Below are 17,516 nucleotides of genomic sequence, written 5' to 3'. Positions count from 1 at the left end.
AGCAATGCTAACCATTATCAATTTTAAAATGAATATTTATCTGCCATTAAAACTGCTTGTTGCAATTTTACTTTTTTTCCTTTCATTTATGGCAAATGCTCAAAATGAAACTCCAAAAGATTCGATTTCAAATCAATTAAATGAAGTTGTAATCAGTCAGGAGAAAAAAACGTTTACAAACTCACACGGAAATATAAAAGTTGATGTTGCCAATTCGGTTTACAGTACAATTCCAAATCCTATTGATTTGCTTTCAAAGCTTCCATCGGTTCAAGTAAGTACAGATCGTGAAAGTATTTCGATTGTTGGAAAAGGAAATCCTTTGATTTATATTGACGGACAAAAAGCAACCATAAACGATTTGAATGCTTTAACAGTTGCTGATATTAAAACAGTTGAAATTATTAAAAATCCGTCTTCAAAATATGAAGCCGAAGGCCGCGCAGTGATTTTAGTCACAAGAAAATTAAGTAAAAAAGACAGCTTTAAAACTGAAATTTCTGAGGTGGCATCTTTTAAAAGAAATTACAATAATTATTTAGGTTTTAATTCCAGTTTTAAAAAAGGTAAATTAGAATGGAAAGCCAATTTCAATTATAATAAATTGAATCCTTGGGAAAATCATACTTTAGAATATGAGATTCCAAAAGCTTCGATTGTTTCTAATTATGATGTAATGGCAAATACAAAACGCAATCAATATATTTTTGGCGGTGGCGTGTTTTACAAAATAAAAGAGGAAGATTATTTTTCAATTAATGTAAATGGAAAACTCCAAAATGATACTTTCGACATCAATACTTTTACGTACAATAAAAATCAAAATAAGGAAAACAATGTTTTTACTTTAAGTGATAATGCAAGTAAAAAGAATTTTGTAAATGGTTTTATGAATTATTCTAAAAAGATTAAATCGATTGACACACAGTTATTTGCTGGTTTTCAATATTCAAATTTTAATCAGCATTTAGAAAGTTTAGTGGCCAATAATTATAATGAAACCAATTTTGAATTGTCGCAAAACCGTGATCAGAAATTTAATGTTGATGTTTTTTCGGGAAGAATTGATTTGGAGAAAAGGTTTAAAAATGAAATGAATCTGGAATACGGCGGATTGTATTTAAAAGCGAAATCAAAATCTGATGCAACGATTTTTGATTTTGAAAAAAATGAAAGTGCTGTTTCAAATTATGATTTTAAAGAAGAAAACTTGGCGGCCTATATTCAGTTTTCGGGAAAACTAAAAAAGATCGATTTTTCATTCGGATTAAGAACAGAAAACACAAATGTGTATTCAAAGTTTAGAACAGAAGCTTCTCCTTCAATTGATAAAAATTACACTAATTTATTTCCTAAAGCCGACTTTACACTTTCCATTGATAGTACAAAAAGCATCAATGTAAATTATGCGAAAAGTATTGAGAGGCCAAAATATTCTTCGTTAAGCCAAATAGCAACTTACATCAATCCGTATTTTTTGTATGGAAGCAGTATAAATTTAGGTCCGGCATTTGTGGATGAAGTTTCGAGTTCATTTCAATATCTGGATAAAACTTTAAAATTGAGTTATTTTCAAACCAAAAACGTGACCAATCCGAGTTTTATCTTTAATGAAGAAACAAATGTGCTGATGATTACTGATATTAATTTTAAGAGAGAAACGGGTTTTACAATAGATTTATCACTTCCATTTACCTATAAATTCTGGACAACAACAAATAATTTGGTTTTTGTAAAAAGTAAGGTTGAAGATGATACAGCAGTTTTACATCCTTCAAAACCATATTTATATTATTACTCCAATAATACATTTAAATTACCTAAAGATTTTACTTTCGTTTTATCTTTTTGGGGAATGACAAAACAAAACGATGGAATTTTTGAACGAAAAGCTAATTTTATAGTCGATTTGTCGCTTGCAAAAGCATTTGGCAAAAACTGGAATTGTACTTTAAATTACAATGATATTTTTAAAACCACGAGTTATACCGATGGTTTTACGGTAAACAATATAAATTCGAAGTTTAAATATTTGGTCGATGCAAATGAGATTTCGATTGCAATTCGTTATTCTTTTGGGAAAGTAAAAGATTCTGAGTTTAAAGAAAAAAGCGTTAATGAAAGTGAAAATAGGATTAGATAAAAGTAAGTTAATTCTTTCTTTTCTGGAATGGTTTTTGAATATTTGATTTTTTAAAATTAAATATTTGAATAATGAAGTTTTGTAATCTTAAAAAAGGAGTTTTATTTATTTTATTAGTGTTGTCGTTTTCAGCCGGAAAAGCCCAAGCTATTAGAGGTTTCGGAAATGTTACGGCTTATAGTGTTAGCAATGATTTTAAAAAAGGTGCAATTGTCTATATTGGTGGGGGAGCAGAATTTGAGTTCCATCCTTTATTTAAGCCAGAAGTAAGCCTTAGTTATTCTCTTATGGGACTCAACGATCAAGAGTTTTATGATTTTGACACTAATACTTTAGAAAAACTATCTGGAGATGTTTATATGCTAAACTTTAATGTAGGACCTAAAATATACTTTTGGTATAGCGGAGAAACTTTTGATAGCGCCGCCTGCTGGTATTACATAGTTCCCAAAATAAACATGTCAAGAATTGTTGCTAATGGGAATTATCAATTTATTGATTATGATGATCCACAGAATAATTTAATTCAAAAAGGACACAGAGCAGATTGGCAGCATTCTTTTGGTTTAACTCTTGGAATGGAATTTCCAATATTTAATTCAGATGCTATAGCTCTAAGTGTTACAGTAAATAAAACTAATATGGGAAAAACTTTAAATAGACTTCCTTACAACAATACAGATTATGGCACTTTATTAGCTGGAGCAGGAATTAGTTATTATTTTGGAATTAAAAAGTAATCTAATAAAAAATTTCTATGATGATTCGAACGCTGACGAAAAAAAAGTAAGTTAATTCTTTCTTTTTGGAATGATTTTTGAATATTTAATTTAAAATTAAATATTTGAATGATGAAATTTTATAATCTAAGAAATGCTGTTTTATGCCTACTATTTTTATTGTGTTTTTTTAATGTTAAAGCTCAAGAAATGAGAGCTTTTGGTAATTATTCTATGTATTTTGGGAATAAAAATACTGGAACAATAAGAAGTGTAGAGGCAGGAATAGATCACGGAGATTTTCCATCATTAGCTTTTCAGCTTTCAGCAAGTTATTTAAACTCTGATAATAAAGACAAAGAACATTATGATTATGATAATTATGTTTTAGAAAAACTGTCTACAAAAGGTTCTGCTATAAATACTAGTTTAGGTTTAAAACTTTATAATGTTTTTTTAGATCAGTATGAAGAAAAGACGTTTACTTATTATATAATGCCAAAATTGAATCTAGCGCGGATACGAGCAACAGAAAATTTCAGTAGCACTGATTATTTTTATCCTTCCCATTCTTTTGATGAAGAGCGAAGTATTTCAAGCTGGCAAGTTTATTTTGGAATAGAAATTGGCTATGAAATTTTTCTTTCTGAGAATAATTCAAATTCGATTGCAATTTGTGCTTCTTATAATCGAATAAATCTAACGAAAGGCTTAAGCAAGATTTCTCATGAAAATTTTCAATATGAAAGACATGATAGTTTTGGAGTGGGACTTTCTTTTTATCTAGGAGTAAAAAAGCCATCAAAGAAATAAAAAGAAGAGAAAACTCTTAATTTTAAGAGTTTTCTCTTCTTTTTAAGTTATTGTTTTATATATATTCCAGGCATTAAACCTGTAGATTCAATTTCAGATTCTGATATTCGTATAAAACTAAATTTTTTGCTTGGTGCATCATTTAGGCAATTATACTTTATGCTATAATAATCTATTAATTCAACTTCCTGAACATTTGGATTTTGATAATTACCATACTCTTTTAAGTAATATCTTTCATAATCAAATATTTCAGTAGTAGCAGAAGTATATTTTTGCATAGGATATTTGTATAACAAATTGTCTTCAGTAAATTGAATCATTCTGTCTTTGTTGTCTTTCCAAGTTCCCTGAATCCAAACTGGCGGATCCATATATCGTGGTCCGTTGTATTTTTTTTCTTTATAATCATCATCTTTCGAACAAGAGATTAAGGAAATGAAAGCAAGTGATAAAAGGAATTTTTTCATGATTTGAATTTTATACAAAAAAATGTAGAAAATCTATACAGAAATAACCGTTTAGGACTTTTTTATAATATATTAAGACATTTTTGATTTTAAAAATTAGTCAAAAGAAACCCCCTTGTAAAATTCATTACAAGAGGGCAATATATTAAAAAATGAAAAAAACTATCCTTCGTCTTCTTCAGATTCTTTTATTGAAAGGTCGTGAGGTAATTCTTCGTCATCATCGGTTGAATTTAGTTCAAAAAAACTGAAGAAAGAACCGCCGTAACTTTTCTGAAACGAGAAATTACTCATATGCTCAAGTTTTGTATATTTTGAATGCTCAATAATCATCATTCCGTCATCTTCAAGCAAACCTCTTTCAAAAACTGTCAAAACAATCTTTTCAAAAGTCGCCTGATCTAATCCGTAAGGCGGATCTGCGAAGATAATATCGTAAGTTGTTTTAGAATTTTCTAAGAATTTAAAAACATCGCTTTTAGTTGCAGCAATATCAAAATCGTATTCTGACGAAACTTGTTTAATAAATTTAACGCAACCAAAATCACCATCAACAGAGGTGATAGGAGCGCTTCCGCGTGAAGCGAATTCGTAACTAATGTTTCCCGTTCCCGAAAAAAGATCTAAAACCTTTAAGCTGTCAAAACTAAAATGGTTATTCAAAACATTAAACAATGCTTCTTTACTCATATCAGTCGTTGGTCTAACAGGTAGATTTTTTGGCGGAAAAATTCTGCGTCCTTTGTATTTTCCTGAAATGATTCTCATGATTGAAATAAGATATAATGTTTTTGATTTTGAGCAGTTGTAAAATTGTTCTTTTCCTTAAGTTTAGCAACGTCTAGAAAAGAAATATGGCGAACATATTTGTAAGCAATTTCAAAATAAGGGTCATTTTCTGTAATTGTTCCCAGTAATTCTAATTTAAAACTTTCTGGGTTCAAACTCAATTGTTCAGCTGTAAATAGAACATAATAAATGAAATCTTCTGGTGTATGATATTCAAAAGAATTGAATAACAGAAGCTTTTGATTTTGAACCACAATAATTTCGAAATTCTCAGGATTAAAATTCACGATCATTTTCTTATCGTCATTATTGCGCGAATTGTCCAGAATTTTTTCGACCAAAATTGTATTAGCATGTTTGTAATCAAAAGATCCTACGTTGTCAATCAAGAAATTATTGATGTTTATGTATGGAATATAAACAGAATTCATTTGATAGTTTGGAATTTGATCGAAAGTGAAAAAATCCGTTTCAAATACTTTTTTTGTGTATTGAAGATAACTCCCTAAATAGTTTTCATCAAACAAAGCAGTTGGCACAAAAGTCGAAAGATTATTATTATGAATAACCATTACTTCGTCGTAAGTCTCTTTTAATTCAGGATTATTCTTGAATGCCTCGCTGAATAAATCTTCAATTTTTGCGGTTTTAGTTGACGTGTCAAACTTTATTTCTTTAAAAGAAGTAATAATATTATTTAAAGTATCAAAACAGCAATATGAAAATCCAGTCAGTGAAACCTGAATAGAAAGTTTTCTGTAATTTTTTGAAGTAATGTTAGTATTTTGTAATGACATAGTTGATTTACAATTCGTTACCTGTTTTAAATCAAGAAAGAATTTAAGCGACCACAAACTTACAAATTAAAAAGGAACAATTATAATTGCAATTTCAAAAAACAATTTCAATCTAAGTTTAAAAGAAGGTTAAGAAAAAGTGTATTTATTTGAAAGTTAATAAGTTGTGTTTTTTATGAATGTAATTTGCTTGTTTTTTTGAATATTGAGCATAATTGCAAGTAAATTTTAAAGTTTGGAATTTGGAATTTGATTCTTGGAATTTAAAATTAAAAAAGTCGACCTTTGTGTTTCAATATTACTTTATGAATTCTGCACAGTTTTACGGTATTTTACAAAAACGATTTCCTTTTGCTCCAACTTACAAACAGGATATTTTTTTTCAGAAAATTGCGATTTTTCTAACCGAACCTCAAAATGATACAATTTTCGTTTTGAAAGGATATGCTGGAACAGGAAAAACGACCGTTATTTCGACTATTGTCAATAATTTAGGCGACATCAACAAAAAATACGTTTTGCTTGCACCAACGGGACGCGCTGCAAAAGTAATTGCCAATTATTCGAATAATCCTGCATTTACAATTCATAAAAAGATCTATTTTCCTAAGAAATCTTCTGGCGGAGGAGTCGCTTTTACCAAACAAGTCAACAAACATAAAAACACCATTTTTATCGTCGATGAGGCTTCGATGATTTCAGATAGTACTTTAGACAGCGGTTCGCTTCTGGACGACTTGATTAATTATGTATATTCTGGAAATAATTGCAAAATGATTCTTTTGGGAGATACGGCACAGTTGCCTCCTGTGAATTTAGATATTAGTCCAGCGCTTGATATTCAGACTTTGGGTATTCATTACGATAAAGAAATCGAACATATCGAATTGGACGAAGTAATGCGTCAGGAAGAAAGTTCAGGAATTTTATACAACGCAACAGAATTGCGTGAGTTGCTGAAAGAAAGTTTTATAACCGAATTTAAATTCAATGTAAAGAAGTTTAAAGATATCGTTCGATTGACTGACGGTTACGATATTCAGGACGCGATTAATACGGCATATAGCAATTATAGTATTGAAGATACTGCTTTTATTGTTCGTTCAAATAAAAGAGCAAATCAATACAATGAGCAAATCAGAAGCCGAATTTTATTTAAAGAAAGCGAACTTTCGGTTGGAGATTTTTTAATGGTTGTAAAAAACAATTATTTCTGGCTAAAAGAGACCGACGAAGCTGGATTTATTGCCAACGGTGATATTATCGAAGTTTTAGAACTTTTCGGAATCAGAGAATTGTACGGATTTAAGTTTGCGAAAGTAAAAATAAGAATGGTCGATTATCCAGAGCAAAAACCTTTTGAGACGGTTTTAATTTTAGATACTTTGACAAGTGAATCGCCTTCTTTAACTTACGAAGAATCAAATCGTTTGTATGAAGAAGTGATGAAAGATTATGAAGATGAGCCAACCAAATACAAGAGATTTCAAAAGGTAAAAGAAAACGAATATTTCAATGGTTTACAGGTGAAATTCTCTTACGCGATAACATGTCATAAATCGCAAGGGGGGCAGTGGAATACGGTTTTTATCGAACAGCCATTTCTTCCAAATGGCATTGACACTGATTATATTAGATGGCTTTATACTGCTATGACACGTGCTAAAAATAAGCTATATTTGATAGGATTTAAAGACGAGAGTTTTGAAGAATAGTTTTTTAGCCACGAATTCACGAATTATTTAAACAAAAATCCGTGAATTCGTGGCTAACAATAAATGCTTTTGCAATGACAACACTAAACGACTTACATTCGATTTCATCTACGTTTTCGAATACCGATAAAATGCCAGTTCTATTTTTAGGACACGGCAGTCCAATGAATGCTATTGAAGAGAATCAGTTTGTGACTGGATTTCGAGATTTGGCAAAAACACTTCCGCAGCCAAATGCTATTTTATGCGTTTCTGCGCATTGGTTTACCAAAGGAACAAAAGTGACTTCGATGGAAATGCCAAGAACGATTCATGATTTTGGAGGTTTTCCGCAAGCGCTTTTTGATGTGCAATATCCCGCAAAAGGAAGTCCAGAATTGGCAGTCGAAACAAAGAAGATTTTGGATCCAGTTATGGTCGAATTAGACGAACATTGGGGATTAGATCATGGCGCTTGGAGCGTAATTAAACATTTATATCCAAACGCAGATGTTCCTGTAATTCAGCTGAGCATCGATTACACTAAATCAGGACAATATCATTTTGAATTGGCTCAGAAACTGCAAGCACTTCGTTATAAAGGCGTTTTAATTATCGGAAGTGGTAATATTGTCCATAACCTAAGAATGGTTGATTTCAGAAATTTTGATAAAGACAATTACGGTTACGATTGGGCAATTGAAGCAAGAGAAACCGTAAATAATTATTTGTTAGACGGAAATTTTCAGCCGTTAATTGATTTCGAAAAACTTAATAAAGCTGTTCAATTGGCAGTTCCCACGCCAGAACATTATCTTCCGTTGTTGTATACTTTAGGTTTAAAAGATAAAAACGATGAATTGGAATTGTTTAATGATAAACTTTTGGCAGGTTCGTTGAGTATGACTTCGGTAAAAATATTGTAATAGTATTTGTTTTCCAATCGTTTTCCATTTATGTGATAATGGTCTAAAAGTTATAATCTACACAATTTGTTTAAAAAATAAATTGGTGAGATAGTAAAATGTTTCATGCAAATTTGTTTATTTTTACATAAGTAATTGTTTGTCAGTTGATTATTTGGTTTGTATCTTCTTTTTTAATTAGTTTTTTAAATGCCTTTTGTGATTAACTGGTGATAATTTAAAAAATGATAGAAGATGATTACAAATTATGTAAAAGTGCGGCATCAGCACTATAATCACTGATAAAACTAAGATGAATCCAAACAAAGCATTATGGGAAAAAGGCGATTTTACGCGCGTTGCAGAATCTATGAGAGAAAGTGGTGCGGAATTGGTTGCTAAAATTGGAATTAAAGAGAATAGTAACGTTTTAGATCTCGGCTGTGGTGACGGTACCACCGCAATACCTTCGGCAAAACTAGGAGCCAATGTTTTAGGTGTTGATATAGCAAGAAATTTAGTTGAAGCTGGCAATCTTCGAGCAAAAAAGGAAGGATTGGTTAATATTGTATTTAAAGAAGGTGACGCAACCGATTTGAATGAATTGAAAAATCAATCTTACGATGTTACGATGAGCATTTTTGGGGCAATGTTTGCTCCAAAACCTTTTGATGTTGCTAAAGAAATGGTTCGTGTCACACGGCCTGGAGGTAAAATTATTATGGGCAATTGGATACCTGGAGATCCAACGTTGATTGCACAAATCTTGAAGATTAGTTCTGAATTTACACCACCGCCTCCTGAGGGTTTTGTAAGCCCAATGCTTTGGGGTATTGAGGATAACGTAATCGAAAGATTTACAAATGCGGGTGTTCCTAAAGAAAATATTTCTTTTGAGAGAGATACCTTTACATTTAAAGCAGCATTCCCTCCTTCGGAGTGGCTAAATCGATTAAAAAATTACTATGGCCCAACTATGAATGCTTTTGAAGCTGCAGAACAAAATGGAAAAACTTCTGATTTGTATGCTAAACTTGAAGGATTAGTTAATAGCCAAAACAAAAGTAATGACACAAATTCTACATTAATTCCCGCAACTTATCTTCGTGTTACAGTTTTGGCTTAATTTGTTGTCTTAATAAATAAGACAACAAAGCTGTTAATAATAATCAATGTATTGTTTGCTAGTAGAAAGAAAATTATTGAACATAATTTTCATCCTTTACAGAAATAGAAAACAGAAAATTTAAAAGTAATTTTTGCATATTTGCAAACACTTAAAACGGGTGAAAATTAAATTACTAAATTTTGAGTTTTTTAAACTCAGCAAAATATAAGAATGAAAATAATAGCGGTAATTCCAGCCAGATATGCTTCAACACGTTTTCCTGCAAAACTAATGCAGGATTTGGGAGGCAAAACAGTAATTCTAAGAACCTACGAAGCTTCAGTAGCAACAAATCTATTCGATGATGTTTTTGTTGTAACTGATTCTGATCTAATTTTTGATGAAATTGTTTCTAATGGTGGAAAAGCGATTATGAGCATCAAAGAACACGAATCAGGGAGCGACCGAATTGCTGAAGCTATTGCCGATCTCGATGTCGATATTGTAGTAAACGTACAAGGCGATGAACCTTTTACAGAAGCAGAACCTTTAGCGCAAGTTTTATCTGTTTTTAAAAATGATCCCGATAAAAAGGTTGATTTGGCTTCGTTGATGCGTGAAATCACAAATGAAGATGAAATCAATAACCCGAATAATGTAAAAGTGGTCGTAGATCAATCACAGTTTGCATTGTATTTTTCACGCTCTGTAATTCCGTATCCAAGAGAGAAAAATGTTGGAGTACGATATTTCCAGCACATCGGAATTTACGCTTTTAGAAAACAGGCTTTATTAGATTTTTACAGCCTTCCAATGAAAACTTTAGAAGCTTCTGAGAAGTTAGAGCAGTTAAGATATTTAGAGTTCGGAAAACGTATCAAAATGGTCGAAACAACACATGTGGGTATTGGGATTGATACGGCTGAAGATCTGGAAAGAGCGAGAGCTATGCTGCGTGATATTTAATTAATTGATTTTTAATCATTATACACAATTTTGTCATCCTGAGGAACGAAGGATCACACTAGAAACTACGCATAGAATGTCGCCAATCTTTGTCGATTTACGAGTGTGATCCTTCGTTCCTCAGAAACAAAAAAAGCTCCAAAATATTGGAGCTTTTTTTAATATCTTGTCTCGTCCTAAAATAAGTTGACACTAAATTGACTTATTATGAAAGATAAAGAAAACAAAAGAGACAGGCGTTCCCAGCGGGATTACAACATGGCTTTTAAATTAGCTGTAGTTTCCCAAGTCGAAAAAGGAGAAATGACTTATAGACAAGCTCAAAAAAACTATGGAATACAAGGAAGAAGTACAGTTTTGGTGTGGCTCAGAAAATTTGGTAACTTAGACTGGAGCAAACCAAACTTGTTATTTATGTCTAAATCTAAAGAAACTCCGGCACAAACCATTAAAAGGCTTGAAAAGGAATTAGCAGATGAACAGCTAAAAAATAAGATACTTAATACCATGATTGATATTTCTGATAGTCAGTACGGTACTCAGATTCGAAAAAAGTTTTCTCCCAAACCATCTTCCGCCTCAGGCAAGAAGCAGGAATAAGTTTATGTAAAAGTTGCCGATTGTTTGGGATCAGCAGGCAAGCTTTCTATCAAGGGCAGAACAGAATTGCTTTAAGAGAATCTGAGCTACTCAAAGTTAGAGATTTGGTTATCGGTATAAGAATGGAAATGCCTCGTATTGGCACTCGTAAATTATACCATATTCTTTGTGATCAATTTTTACAAAAGGGAATTAAGATAGGCCGAGATGCATTTTTTGATTATTTAAGAAGAGAAAAATTACTTGTAAAACCAATAAAGAGCTATACAAAAACTACTTTTTCAAAACATTGGCTGCACAAATATGATAATCTTTTGAAAGAATGTAAAATTGAACGTCCTGAACAAGTATACGTAAGTGATATCACTTATATAAAATCACAGCAAAAAACTCATTATCTCTCCTTGGTCACTGATGCTTACAGCAGAAAAATAGTTGGTTACAAACTTAGTGATGATATGAATGCAGAAAGTGTAGTTCAGGCTTTAAAAATGGCAGTGAGGAGTAGAAAATCGGTACTGCCGCTGATACATCATTCTGATAGAGGTTTGCAATATTGTTCAAAGGTTTATCAAAATGTATTAGCCAAACACAACATTAAACCATCAATGACAGATGGATATGACTGCTATCAAAATGCATTAGCGGAAAGAATTAATGGAATTTTAAAAAATGAGTTTTTAATTTATAAATGCCAGGATGGAGCCACATTGGAAAAGCTTATAAAGGAGTCAATAATTATATATAATACAAAAAGACCACATCTAAGTTTGATGATGAAAACTCCTAACTTTATACATGAAAAAACCAGCCAAGAAAGCCTGGCTGGTTTATGTAAATTTTTATTGTAAACTGTCAACTTATTTTAGGACGAGACATCTAAAACATTCTAAATTACTGGTATAAAGCAGGGAATTTAGAAGGATTAACTTCATGCATCATATCGTAAATTTTCTCGTAAATATCTTCTGCAGAAGGTTTAGAGAAATAGTCACCGTCAGTTCCGTATGCAGGTCTGTGCGCTTTTGCTGCCAAAGTCTGTGGTTTGCTGTCTAAATATTTGTAAGCGTCTTGCTCTTCTAAAATCTGCTGTAAAATGTATGCTGAAGCTCCACCAGGAACATCTTCATCAATTACTAAAAGGCGATTTGTTTTTGCAACACTTTTTACAATGTCTTTGCTAATATCAAACGGAAGTAAAGATTGAACGTCAATAACTTCGCAGTTAATTCCTTTTTCTGCTAATTCATTAGCTGCTTGCATAACCAATCTTAAAGTTGATCCGTAAGAAACTAAAGTAATATCTGAACCTTCTCTTAAAGTTTCTACAACTCCAATTGGTGTTTTAAATTCACCAAAATTCAAAGGTGTTTTTTCTTTTAAGCGGTATCCATTTAAACATTCAATAACCAAAGCAGGTTCGTCACATTCTAACAAAGTGTTATAAAAACCAGCGGCCTGTGTCATGTCTCTTGGAACCAAAACGTGAATTCCACGAATCGCATTGATAATCATTCCCATTGGAGAACCAGAATGCCAGATTCCTTCCAAACGGTGTCCACGAGTTCTAATGATTAACGGCGCTTTTTGTTTTCCAACCGTTCTATATTGTAAAGTAGCTAAATCGTCACTCATGATCTGAATAGCGTACAATAAATAATCTAAATACTGAATTTCAGCAATCGGACGTAAACCTCTTAAAGCCATTCCGATTCCTTGACCAATAATAGTCGCTTCGCGAATTCCAACATCAGCAACACGAAGTTCACCGTATTTTTCCTGCATGCCTTCTAGCCCTTGATTTACGTCACCGATGTTTCCAACATCTTCACCGAAAATTAAAGTCTCAGGATATTTCGCAAATAAAGCATCAAAATTATCACGCAAAATCATTCTTCCGTCCAAATCTGGTTTTGCATTTTCTGCATATTTTGGAAGAACTTTTTCTACTGAAAATACATTTTGAGCAGATTCAGAATGCTGATTGCTGCTGAATTTTTCTTGAGTTTCATTCAAGAAGTTGGTAATCCAGTTTGATAAAATAACTTTGCTGTTTGGAACTTCAATAAAACGAAGAATCTTTCTAGCATAAACCAATAATTCCTTTTTTAAAGGCGCTTTAATTGCAGCCAATTCAGAAATTAATTTTTTGATTCTATCTTTATGATCAATGCTTGCTTCAGCAATTTGTTCTAATAAATTAAGAAGATTTTTTTGTTCTTCTATAATTGGATTAATAAAAGCATCCCAAGCATATTTTTTAGCTTCAAGAACTTCTTTCTTTAATTGGAAATCAAGTTCTGCTAATTCTTCTGGAGAAGCAATATTAATGGCAATCATCCAAAGACGCATTTGACGAATACAGTCAAAATCTTTTTCCCAAGCCAGTCTTTCTGCACTTTTGTAACGTTCGTGAGAACCAGAAGTAGAGTGGCCTTGAGGTTGAGTTAATTCGTTAACGTGAATTAAAACAGGAATATGTTCTTCGCGTGCAATTGCTCCAGCTCTTTCGTAAGTCGAAACCAATTCGGCATAATCCCAGCCTTTAACTCTAAAGATTTCATAACCTTTAGAATCTTCATCGCGTTGATATCCTTTTAAAATTTCAGAGATATTTTCTTTAGTAGTTTGATGTTTAGCATGAACAGAAATTCCGTATTCATCATCCCAAACACTCATAACCATTGGAACTTGCAGAACTCCAGCTGCATTTATGGTTTCAAAAAATAAACCTTCAGAAGTACTTGCGTTACCAATAGTTCCCCAAGCTACTTCATTTCCGTTAACAGAAAATTTATCTTTAATAGTGATTCCGTCAACTTCTCTATATATTTTTGATGCTTGTGCTAAACCTAATAATCTAGGCATCTGCCCAGCGGTTGGAGATATATCAGAACTTGAATTTTTTTGTTTTGTCAAATCTTTCCAAGAACCGTCTTCGTTTAAACTGTGCGTTACAAAGTGTCCGCCCATTTGTCTTCCCGCAGACATCGGATCGAAAGCTAAATCAGTATGACCGTATAAACCAGCAAAAAATTGTTTTGCATTTAATTCGCCAATAGCCATCATAAAAGTTTGATCGCGATAGTATCCAGAACGGAAGTCTCCATTCTTAAAAGCTTTTGCCATTGCTAGCTGAGGAACTTCTTTTCCGTCGCCAAAAATTCCAAATTTAGCTTTTCCTGTTAATACTTCTTTTCGACCTAAAAGACTACATTCACGGCTTGTTACAGCGATTCTGTAGTCATTCAATACCTCAGTTTTGAAATCTTCAAATGTCAGTGTAGTATTGCTTTTTTCTTTTATCATCATTTTGAGAGGTCATTGTTTATGTCGCGAAATTACTTAAAAACAATCAATAATCATAATTCTTTAAACTAAATATAATTTAATTATTTGTATTCAAATTCAAAAAACTACGTATTTTTTTTAAGTGATTTTTATGTAAAATTTAATTTTGTTGATAATTTCGCAAGTTTTTGTTTAAAATTTATTTGATTAAAACCATTTTCGGGTAAAAAGTGTGACTAAAGTTTTTGGCGAAAAAGTGATTATAAATCGTATTTTTTCATTGTATTTAGGTTGTGATATTTCCCATCCGTTATTAGAATATACCGGAAAATAGAGTTCAAAGTAATCTGGAACCAAGTTTAAACGCACGCCACTATCGTACGCAAAAAACTCGCTTTGGTGTTTATTCTTTAAAAAACCAACGTCTCCGTAAAGTTCCACCCAGTTCCAAACAGCATAACTAACATTTAAAGTTGTCATCCATTGGTTAGCATAAGATGGTTCTAATTGTGATTTAAAACCTCCCTCAGCAATTACATATTGCTGGCTAAAAAAGCCAGTGGTCTCAGATCTTCCAAATAAGTTATAATCAAATAAGTAATCGGTTGGGCGATCCAAACCAAAGCTGAAATAATCTGAATTTGTCTTATTATATACAAAAGTACCAGCGTATAATCGTAAATTTAGCTTTCGATTGTTTTGAAATAATCTTCTATATTCGACTTCACCTGAAATTTTTCCGAATCCGCTTGAAAATTGTAAATCATTCATATAGCTAAAATGATCAATCAATTCTGTTTTGCTATTAACATATCGAGCATTAAAAACAGAATAATTTGGCTCAGAATTATCAGTAATATAGGCACTAGCCTCACGGTTTACTATTACTTGGCGAAATAGAAAAGTTTGTTTTCTATTGTCTCTAAAATCTTTTTCGCGAATGCGAAACACTACCATCGGATTCAATCTTAAATAAGTTGCATCTGGAGCGTAGTGAAAGTAATTTTGACTAATAGAATAACGTACATTAAATAAAGTGCTATGTCTATAATACTGATTCCACGAGAAGGCTGAAGAGCCAGAAAATGTTCCAGCATTTATAGAGTAAGCAGGATTTATGTCAAAATTAAAAGGCTTGTCTAAAATGGTTTTGTTCTGAAAACGAATTCCAGGTGTGAAACCATCATATAAATTATAATTCAGTGTTGGGATATATAAAATCTGATTGTAGTTTGGATCTTCTAAATCTTTAGCAAAATTAAATTTTATAGGGCGATTTAACGAAACATGTTTTAATGATTTCCAGTTGTTTCTCTGATTGTATTCTGGAACTTCATTATCATAGTTAATTACAATTTTGTCCGCATTTTTTCTTTCAAATTCGTAAACAGAATCTTTGGTTTTAGGCTCAATCCATTCTTTAAAAACAACTTCATTTTTCTTAGTTCCGTAAACTGGAATAGGAGCGTAGATGCCTGTTTTGCTTTTAACAGAAAACTTAACGCTGTCTGCTGTTCTCGAAACATTAGTGAATTTATAATCGATAATATCGCGAGAATCAATAATTGTATTGAAAAACCAATCTATATTTTTCGAACTTTTTTGGGTTAAGATTTTTTCAAAATCATAGCGATTTGACTGTCCAAATTTGTTCAGATTATAAAACTCTTTTACACTTTCAGGAACAATATTATGATTTAAATAATCGTCTAAATAACTCAAACTTAAACCTGCGCGATATTTACTGGCAATTTGTTCGTTAAATTTTATTAGCGTGTTTTTAGGATCTCCTAGCGGCTGATCTAGATTTTTACGAGCCATCAGCATATAATAATAACTGTATTGCTCATTAAAAGTGATATTTGTAATGTTATAGCTTTTAAACAGTTTCATGTCTGAAAGTTTACCTAACATTTTCAGGTCCTTATGATTTTCTTCCATGTATTTCATCATGGTATAAATCTGGATTCCATCATAAACCCAATTGTCTTTTCTAGGATCTAAAGTCAAACTATTTTTGAGATAATTATTCAAAAATGTTTTTAAAAACTGAATTTCAAAGATAAAATCATCTGAAAACGGACTTATAAATGAAGGAAGCTGATTGAGTCCGTAAAATGGATTTCGATCGTAATCAGCTTGAGAAACTGTTATTTTTTGATGTGGATATTTTCCAATAAAATTATCGGCAAAAGAAACTACTCGATCTATAATTATGGCTTTCTGGATTTCGTCAATTTTTTTGTTTTTCAAATTGGTTGAAACTTCCAATAATCCATTATCATAGGTTCTAAAAGTATTTTGTTTTTCGATGTAAAGGCTAAAATCAGTTCTATTTTTTCCTTCGAAAGAATAAATGCTGTAATCTTGGTTTGTGATATCTTTTGTAACTGGATTTAAATCGGTTACAATTGAGTATTGATTTGGAATTTTAATTTCAACTTCATAGTCAGTTACAGCATTAGCAATATCGTCTAAATTGAAATTGTTATACTTTATGAAACGATGATTTTCAAATCTAGCTGGAGTTAAAAACCAGTTTTTTAAAGCCATACCGCCATTTTGATCAAAACCAAAACGAGTGAATTTATCATTCGGAATTTTTACAATATAGTTAAGATGTAAATCGATTTTTTCACCTGGAGGAAGTTTGCGATTTAATCTCACAATAACATAATCTGGATTTTCGGCACTTCTTTCCCATTCTAGAGCCATAAAATTGGAATCCATCAGATTTATTATGGTAGTTTTTCCTCTATCTGCAGCTTTTGCTAAATGAAAACCTCTGTAAAATTCATCAGAAAAACGTTTGGCCAGTGGCGTGTTTTTATCAGCAAATGCATTGTTCCAATCGTTTAAAGTAATCGAAATTAAGGAATCGTTAGAAGTGTTATGATACGTAATATCCTGTTTTACATTCAGTGTTTTAAGCTCAAGATTTACCGCCACTTCCATCTTAGAAAGATGTTGTGCAGAAAGTTTCATCGAACAGAATAAAACTAAAATGAGGCAAATAATTTTATAAAGTGCTTTCAAATAATGGCTTAAAAAATTAGCAGATATACTTAATTTACGGACATATTGTGACTTTGGTTTTCTGTAAAAATAGCATAAAAAAAGCTGTTTTAAAAAACAGCTTTCAATTTTTACGATACTTTACGTAATTTAACGATAAATGGTATTATGTTCGTAGGGAAATACGATCTCGCCTGAGATAATTA

At 31.7% G+C, this 17,516-nt stretch carries 13 protein-coding genes; 8 read left to right on the top strand and 5 right to left on the bottom strand.

Annotated elements, in window-relative coordinates; translation table 11 throughout:
• Positions 1 to 28: 28 nt before the first annotated feature.
• The 3 genes from V6624_RS20650 to V6624_RS20640 all read left to right on the top strand — a co-directional run bounded on the left by V6624_RS20650 (position 29) and on the right by V6624_RS20640 (position 3,675).
• On the top strand, positions 29 to 2,143 hold the full coding sequence (locus tag V6624_RS20650; protein WP_338840023.1) for a TonB-dependent receptor domain-containing protein: 2,115 nt from the start codon (positions 29 to 31) through the stop codon (positions 2,141 to 2,143).
• 71 nt (positions 2,144 to 2,214) lie between these two features.
• Positions 2,215 to 2,883, top strand: coding sequence for a hypothetical protein (locus V6624_RS20645; RefSeq protein WP_338840022.1), 669 nt, complete (start codon positions 2,215 to 2,217; stop codon positions 2,881 to 2,883).
• Between the two features lie 111 nt (positions 2,884 to 2,994).
• Positions 2,995 to 3,675: a hypothetical protein gene (locus tag V6624_RS20640; protein WP_338840021.1), complete on the top strand. Its 681-nt coding sequence runs from the start codon at positions 2,995 to 2,997 to the stop codon at positions 3,673 to 3,675.
• Positions 3,676 to 3,722: 47 nt separating this feature from the next.
• Here V6624_RS20640 and V6624_RS20635 read toward each other — a convergent pair whose 3' ends face one another.
• From V6624_RS20635 to V6624_RS20625, 3 genes are all read right to left on the bottom strand, one after another.
• Complete coding sequence (locus V6624_RS20635; RefSeq protein WP_111283462.1) at positions 3,723 to 4,145, bottom strand: hypothetical protein; 423 nt, start codon at positions 4,143 to 4,145, stop codon at positions 3,723 to 3,725.
• A 162-nt stretch (positions 4,146 to 4,307) separates the two neighbouring features.
• Positions 4,308 to 4,913 (bottom strand): RsmD family RNA methyltransferase, encoded by a 606-nt coding sequence (locus V6624_RS20630; protein WP_111283463.1) that lies wholly within the window; start codon positions 4,911 to 4,913, stop codon positions 4,308 to 4,310.
• Positions 4,910 to 5,731 (bottom strand): DUF3822 family protein, encoded by an 822-nt coding sequence (locus tag V6624_RS20625; RefSeq protein WP_338840020.1) that lies wholly within the window; start codon positions 5,729 to 5,731, stop codon positions 4,910 to 4,912. The genes V6624_RS20630 and V6624_RS20625 overlap by 4 nt, the downstream gene beginning before the upstream one ends.
• Positions 5,732 to 6,036: 305 nt before the next feature.
• On the opposite strand from V6624_RS20625, the gene V6624_RS20620 reads away from it, so the two are divergent.
• From V6624_RS20620 to V6624_RS20600, 5 genes are all read left to right on the top strand, one after another.
• On the top strand, positions 6,037 to 7,446 hold the full coding sequence (locus V6624_RS20620; RefSeq protein ID WP_338840019.1) for an ATP-dependent DNA helicase: 1,410 nt from the start codon (positions 6,037 to 6,039) through the stop codon (positions 7,444 to 7,446).
• Positions 7,447 to 7,520: 74 nt separating this feature from the next.
• Entirely contained in the window at positions 7,521 to 8,351 is an 831-nt protein-coding gene (gene ygiD / locus V6624_RS20615) for a 4,5-DOPA dioxygenase extradiol (RefSeq protein ID WP_338840018.1), read from the top strand.
• A 292-nt stretch (positions 8,352 to 8,643) separates the two neighbouring features.
• Entirely contained in the window at positions 8,644 to 9,456 is an 813-nt protein-coding gene (locus V6624_RS20610; protein ID WP_111283466.1) for a class I SAM-dependent methyltransferase, read from the top strand.
• A 213-nt stretch (positions 9,457 to 9,669) separates the two neighbouring features.
• The gene (kdsB, locus tag V6624_RS20605; protein WP_338840017.1) at positions 9,670 to 10,404 is read left to right on the top strand and encodes a 3-deoxy-manno-octulosonate cytidylyltransferase; all 735 of its coding nucleotides are present in this window, start codon (positions 9,670 to 9,672) and stop codon (positions 10,402 to 10,404) included.
• A gap of 207 nt (positions 10,405 to 10,611) precedes the next feature.
• Positions 10,612 to 11,855 (top strand): IS3 family transposase gene (locus tag V6624_RS20600; protein ID WP_422389319.1). Its coding sequence is split into 2 segments (ribosomal slippage): positions 10,612 to 10,951 and positions 10,951 to 11,855, totalling 1,245 coding nucleotides; the frame shifts between segments, so codons are not numbered across the junction.
• A 43-nt stretch (positions 11,856 to 11,898) separates the two neighbouring features.
• Here V6624_RS20600 and V6624_RS20595 read toward each other — a convergent pair.
• A complete protein-coding gene (locus V6624_RS20595) occupies positions 11,899 to 14,313 on the bottom strand; it encodes an alpha-ketoacid dehydrogenase subunit alpha/beta (RefSeq protein ID WP_338840015.1) in 2,415 nt (804 codons plus the stop codon).
• A gap of 189 nt (positions 14,314 to 14,502) precedes the next feature.
• On the bottom strand, positions 14,503 to 17,250 hold the full coding sequence (locus tag V6624_RS20590) for an aminopeptidase (RefSeq protein WP_338841921.1): 2,748 nt from the start codon (positions 17,248 to 17,250) through the stop codon (positions 14,503 to 14,505).
• Between the last annotated feature and the right edge of the window lie 266 nt (positions 17,251 to 17,516).

The sequence above is a fragment of the Flavobacterium ginsenosidimutans genome, assembly GCF_037478105.1.
GTDB lineage: Bacteria > Bacteroidota > Bacteroidia > Flavobacteriales > Flavobacteriaceae > Flavobacterium > Flavobacterium ginsenosidimutans.
This window is presented reverse-complemented; position numbering and strand designations above follow the sequence as displayed.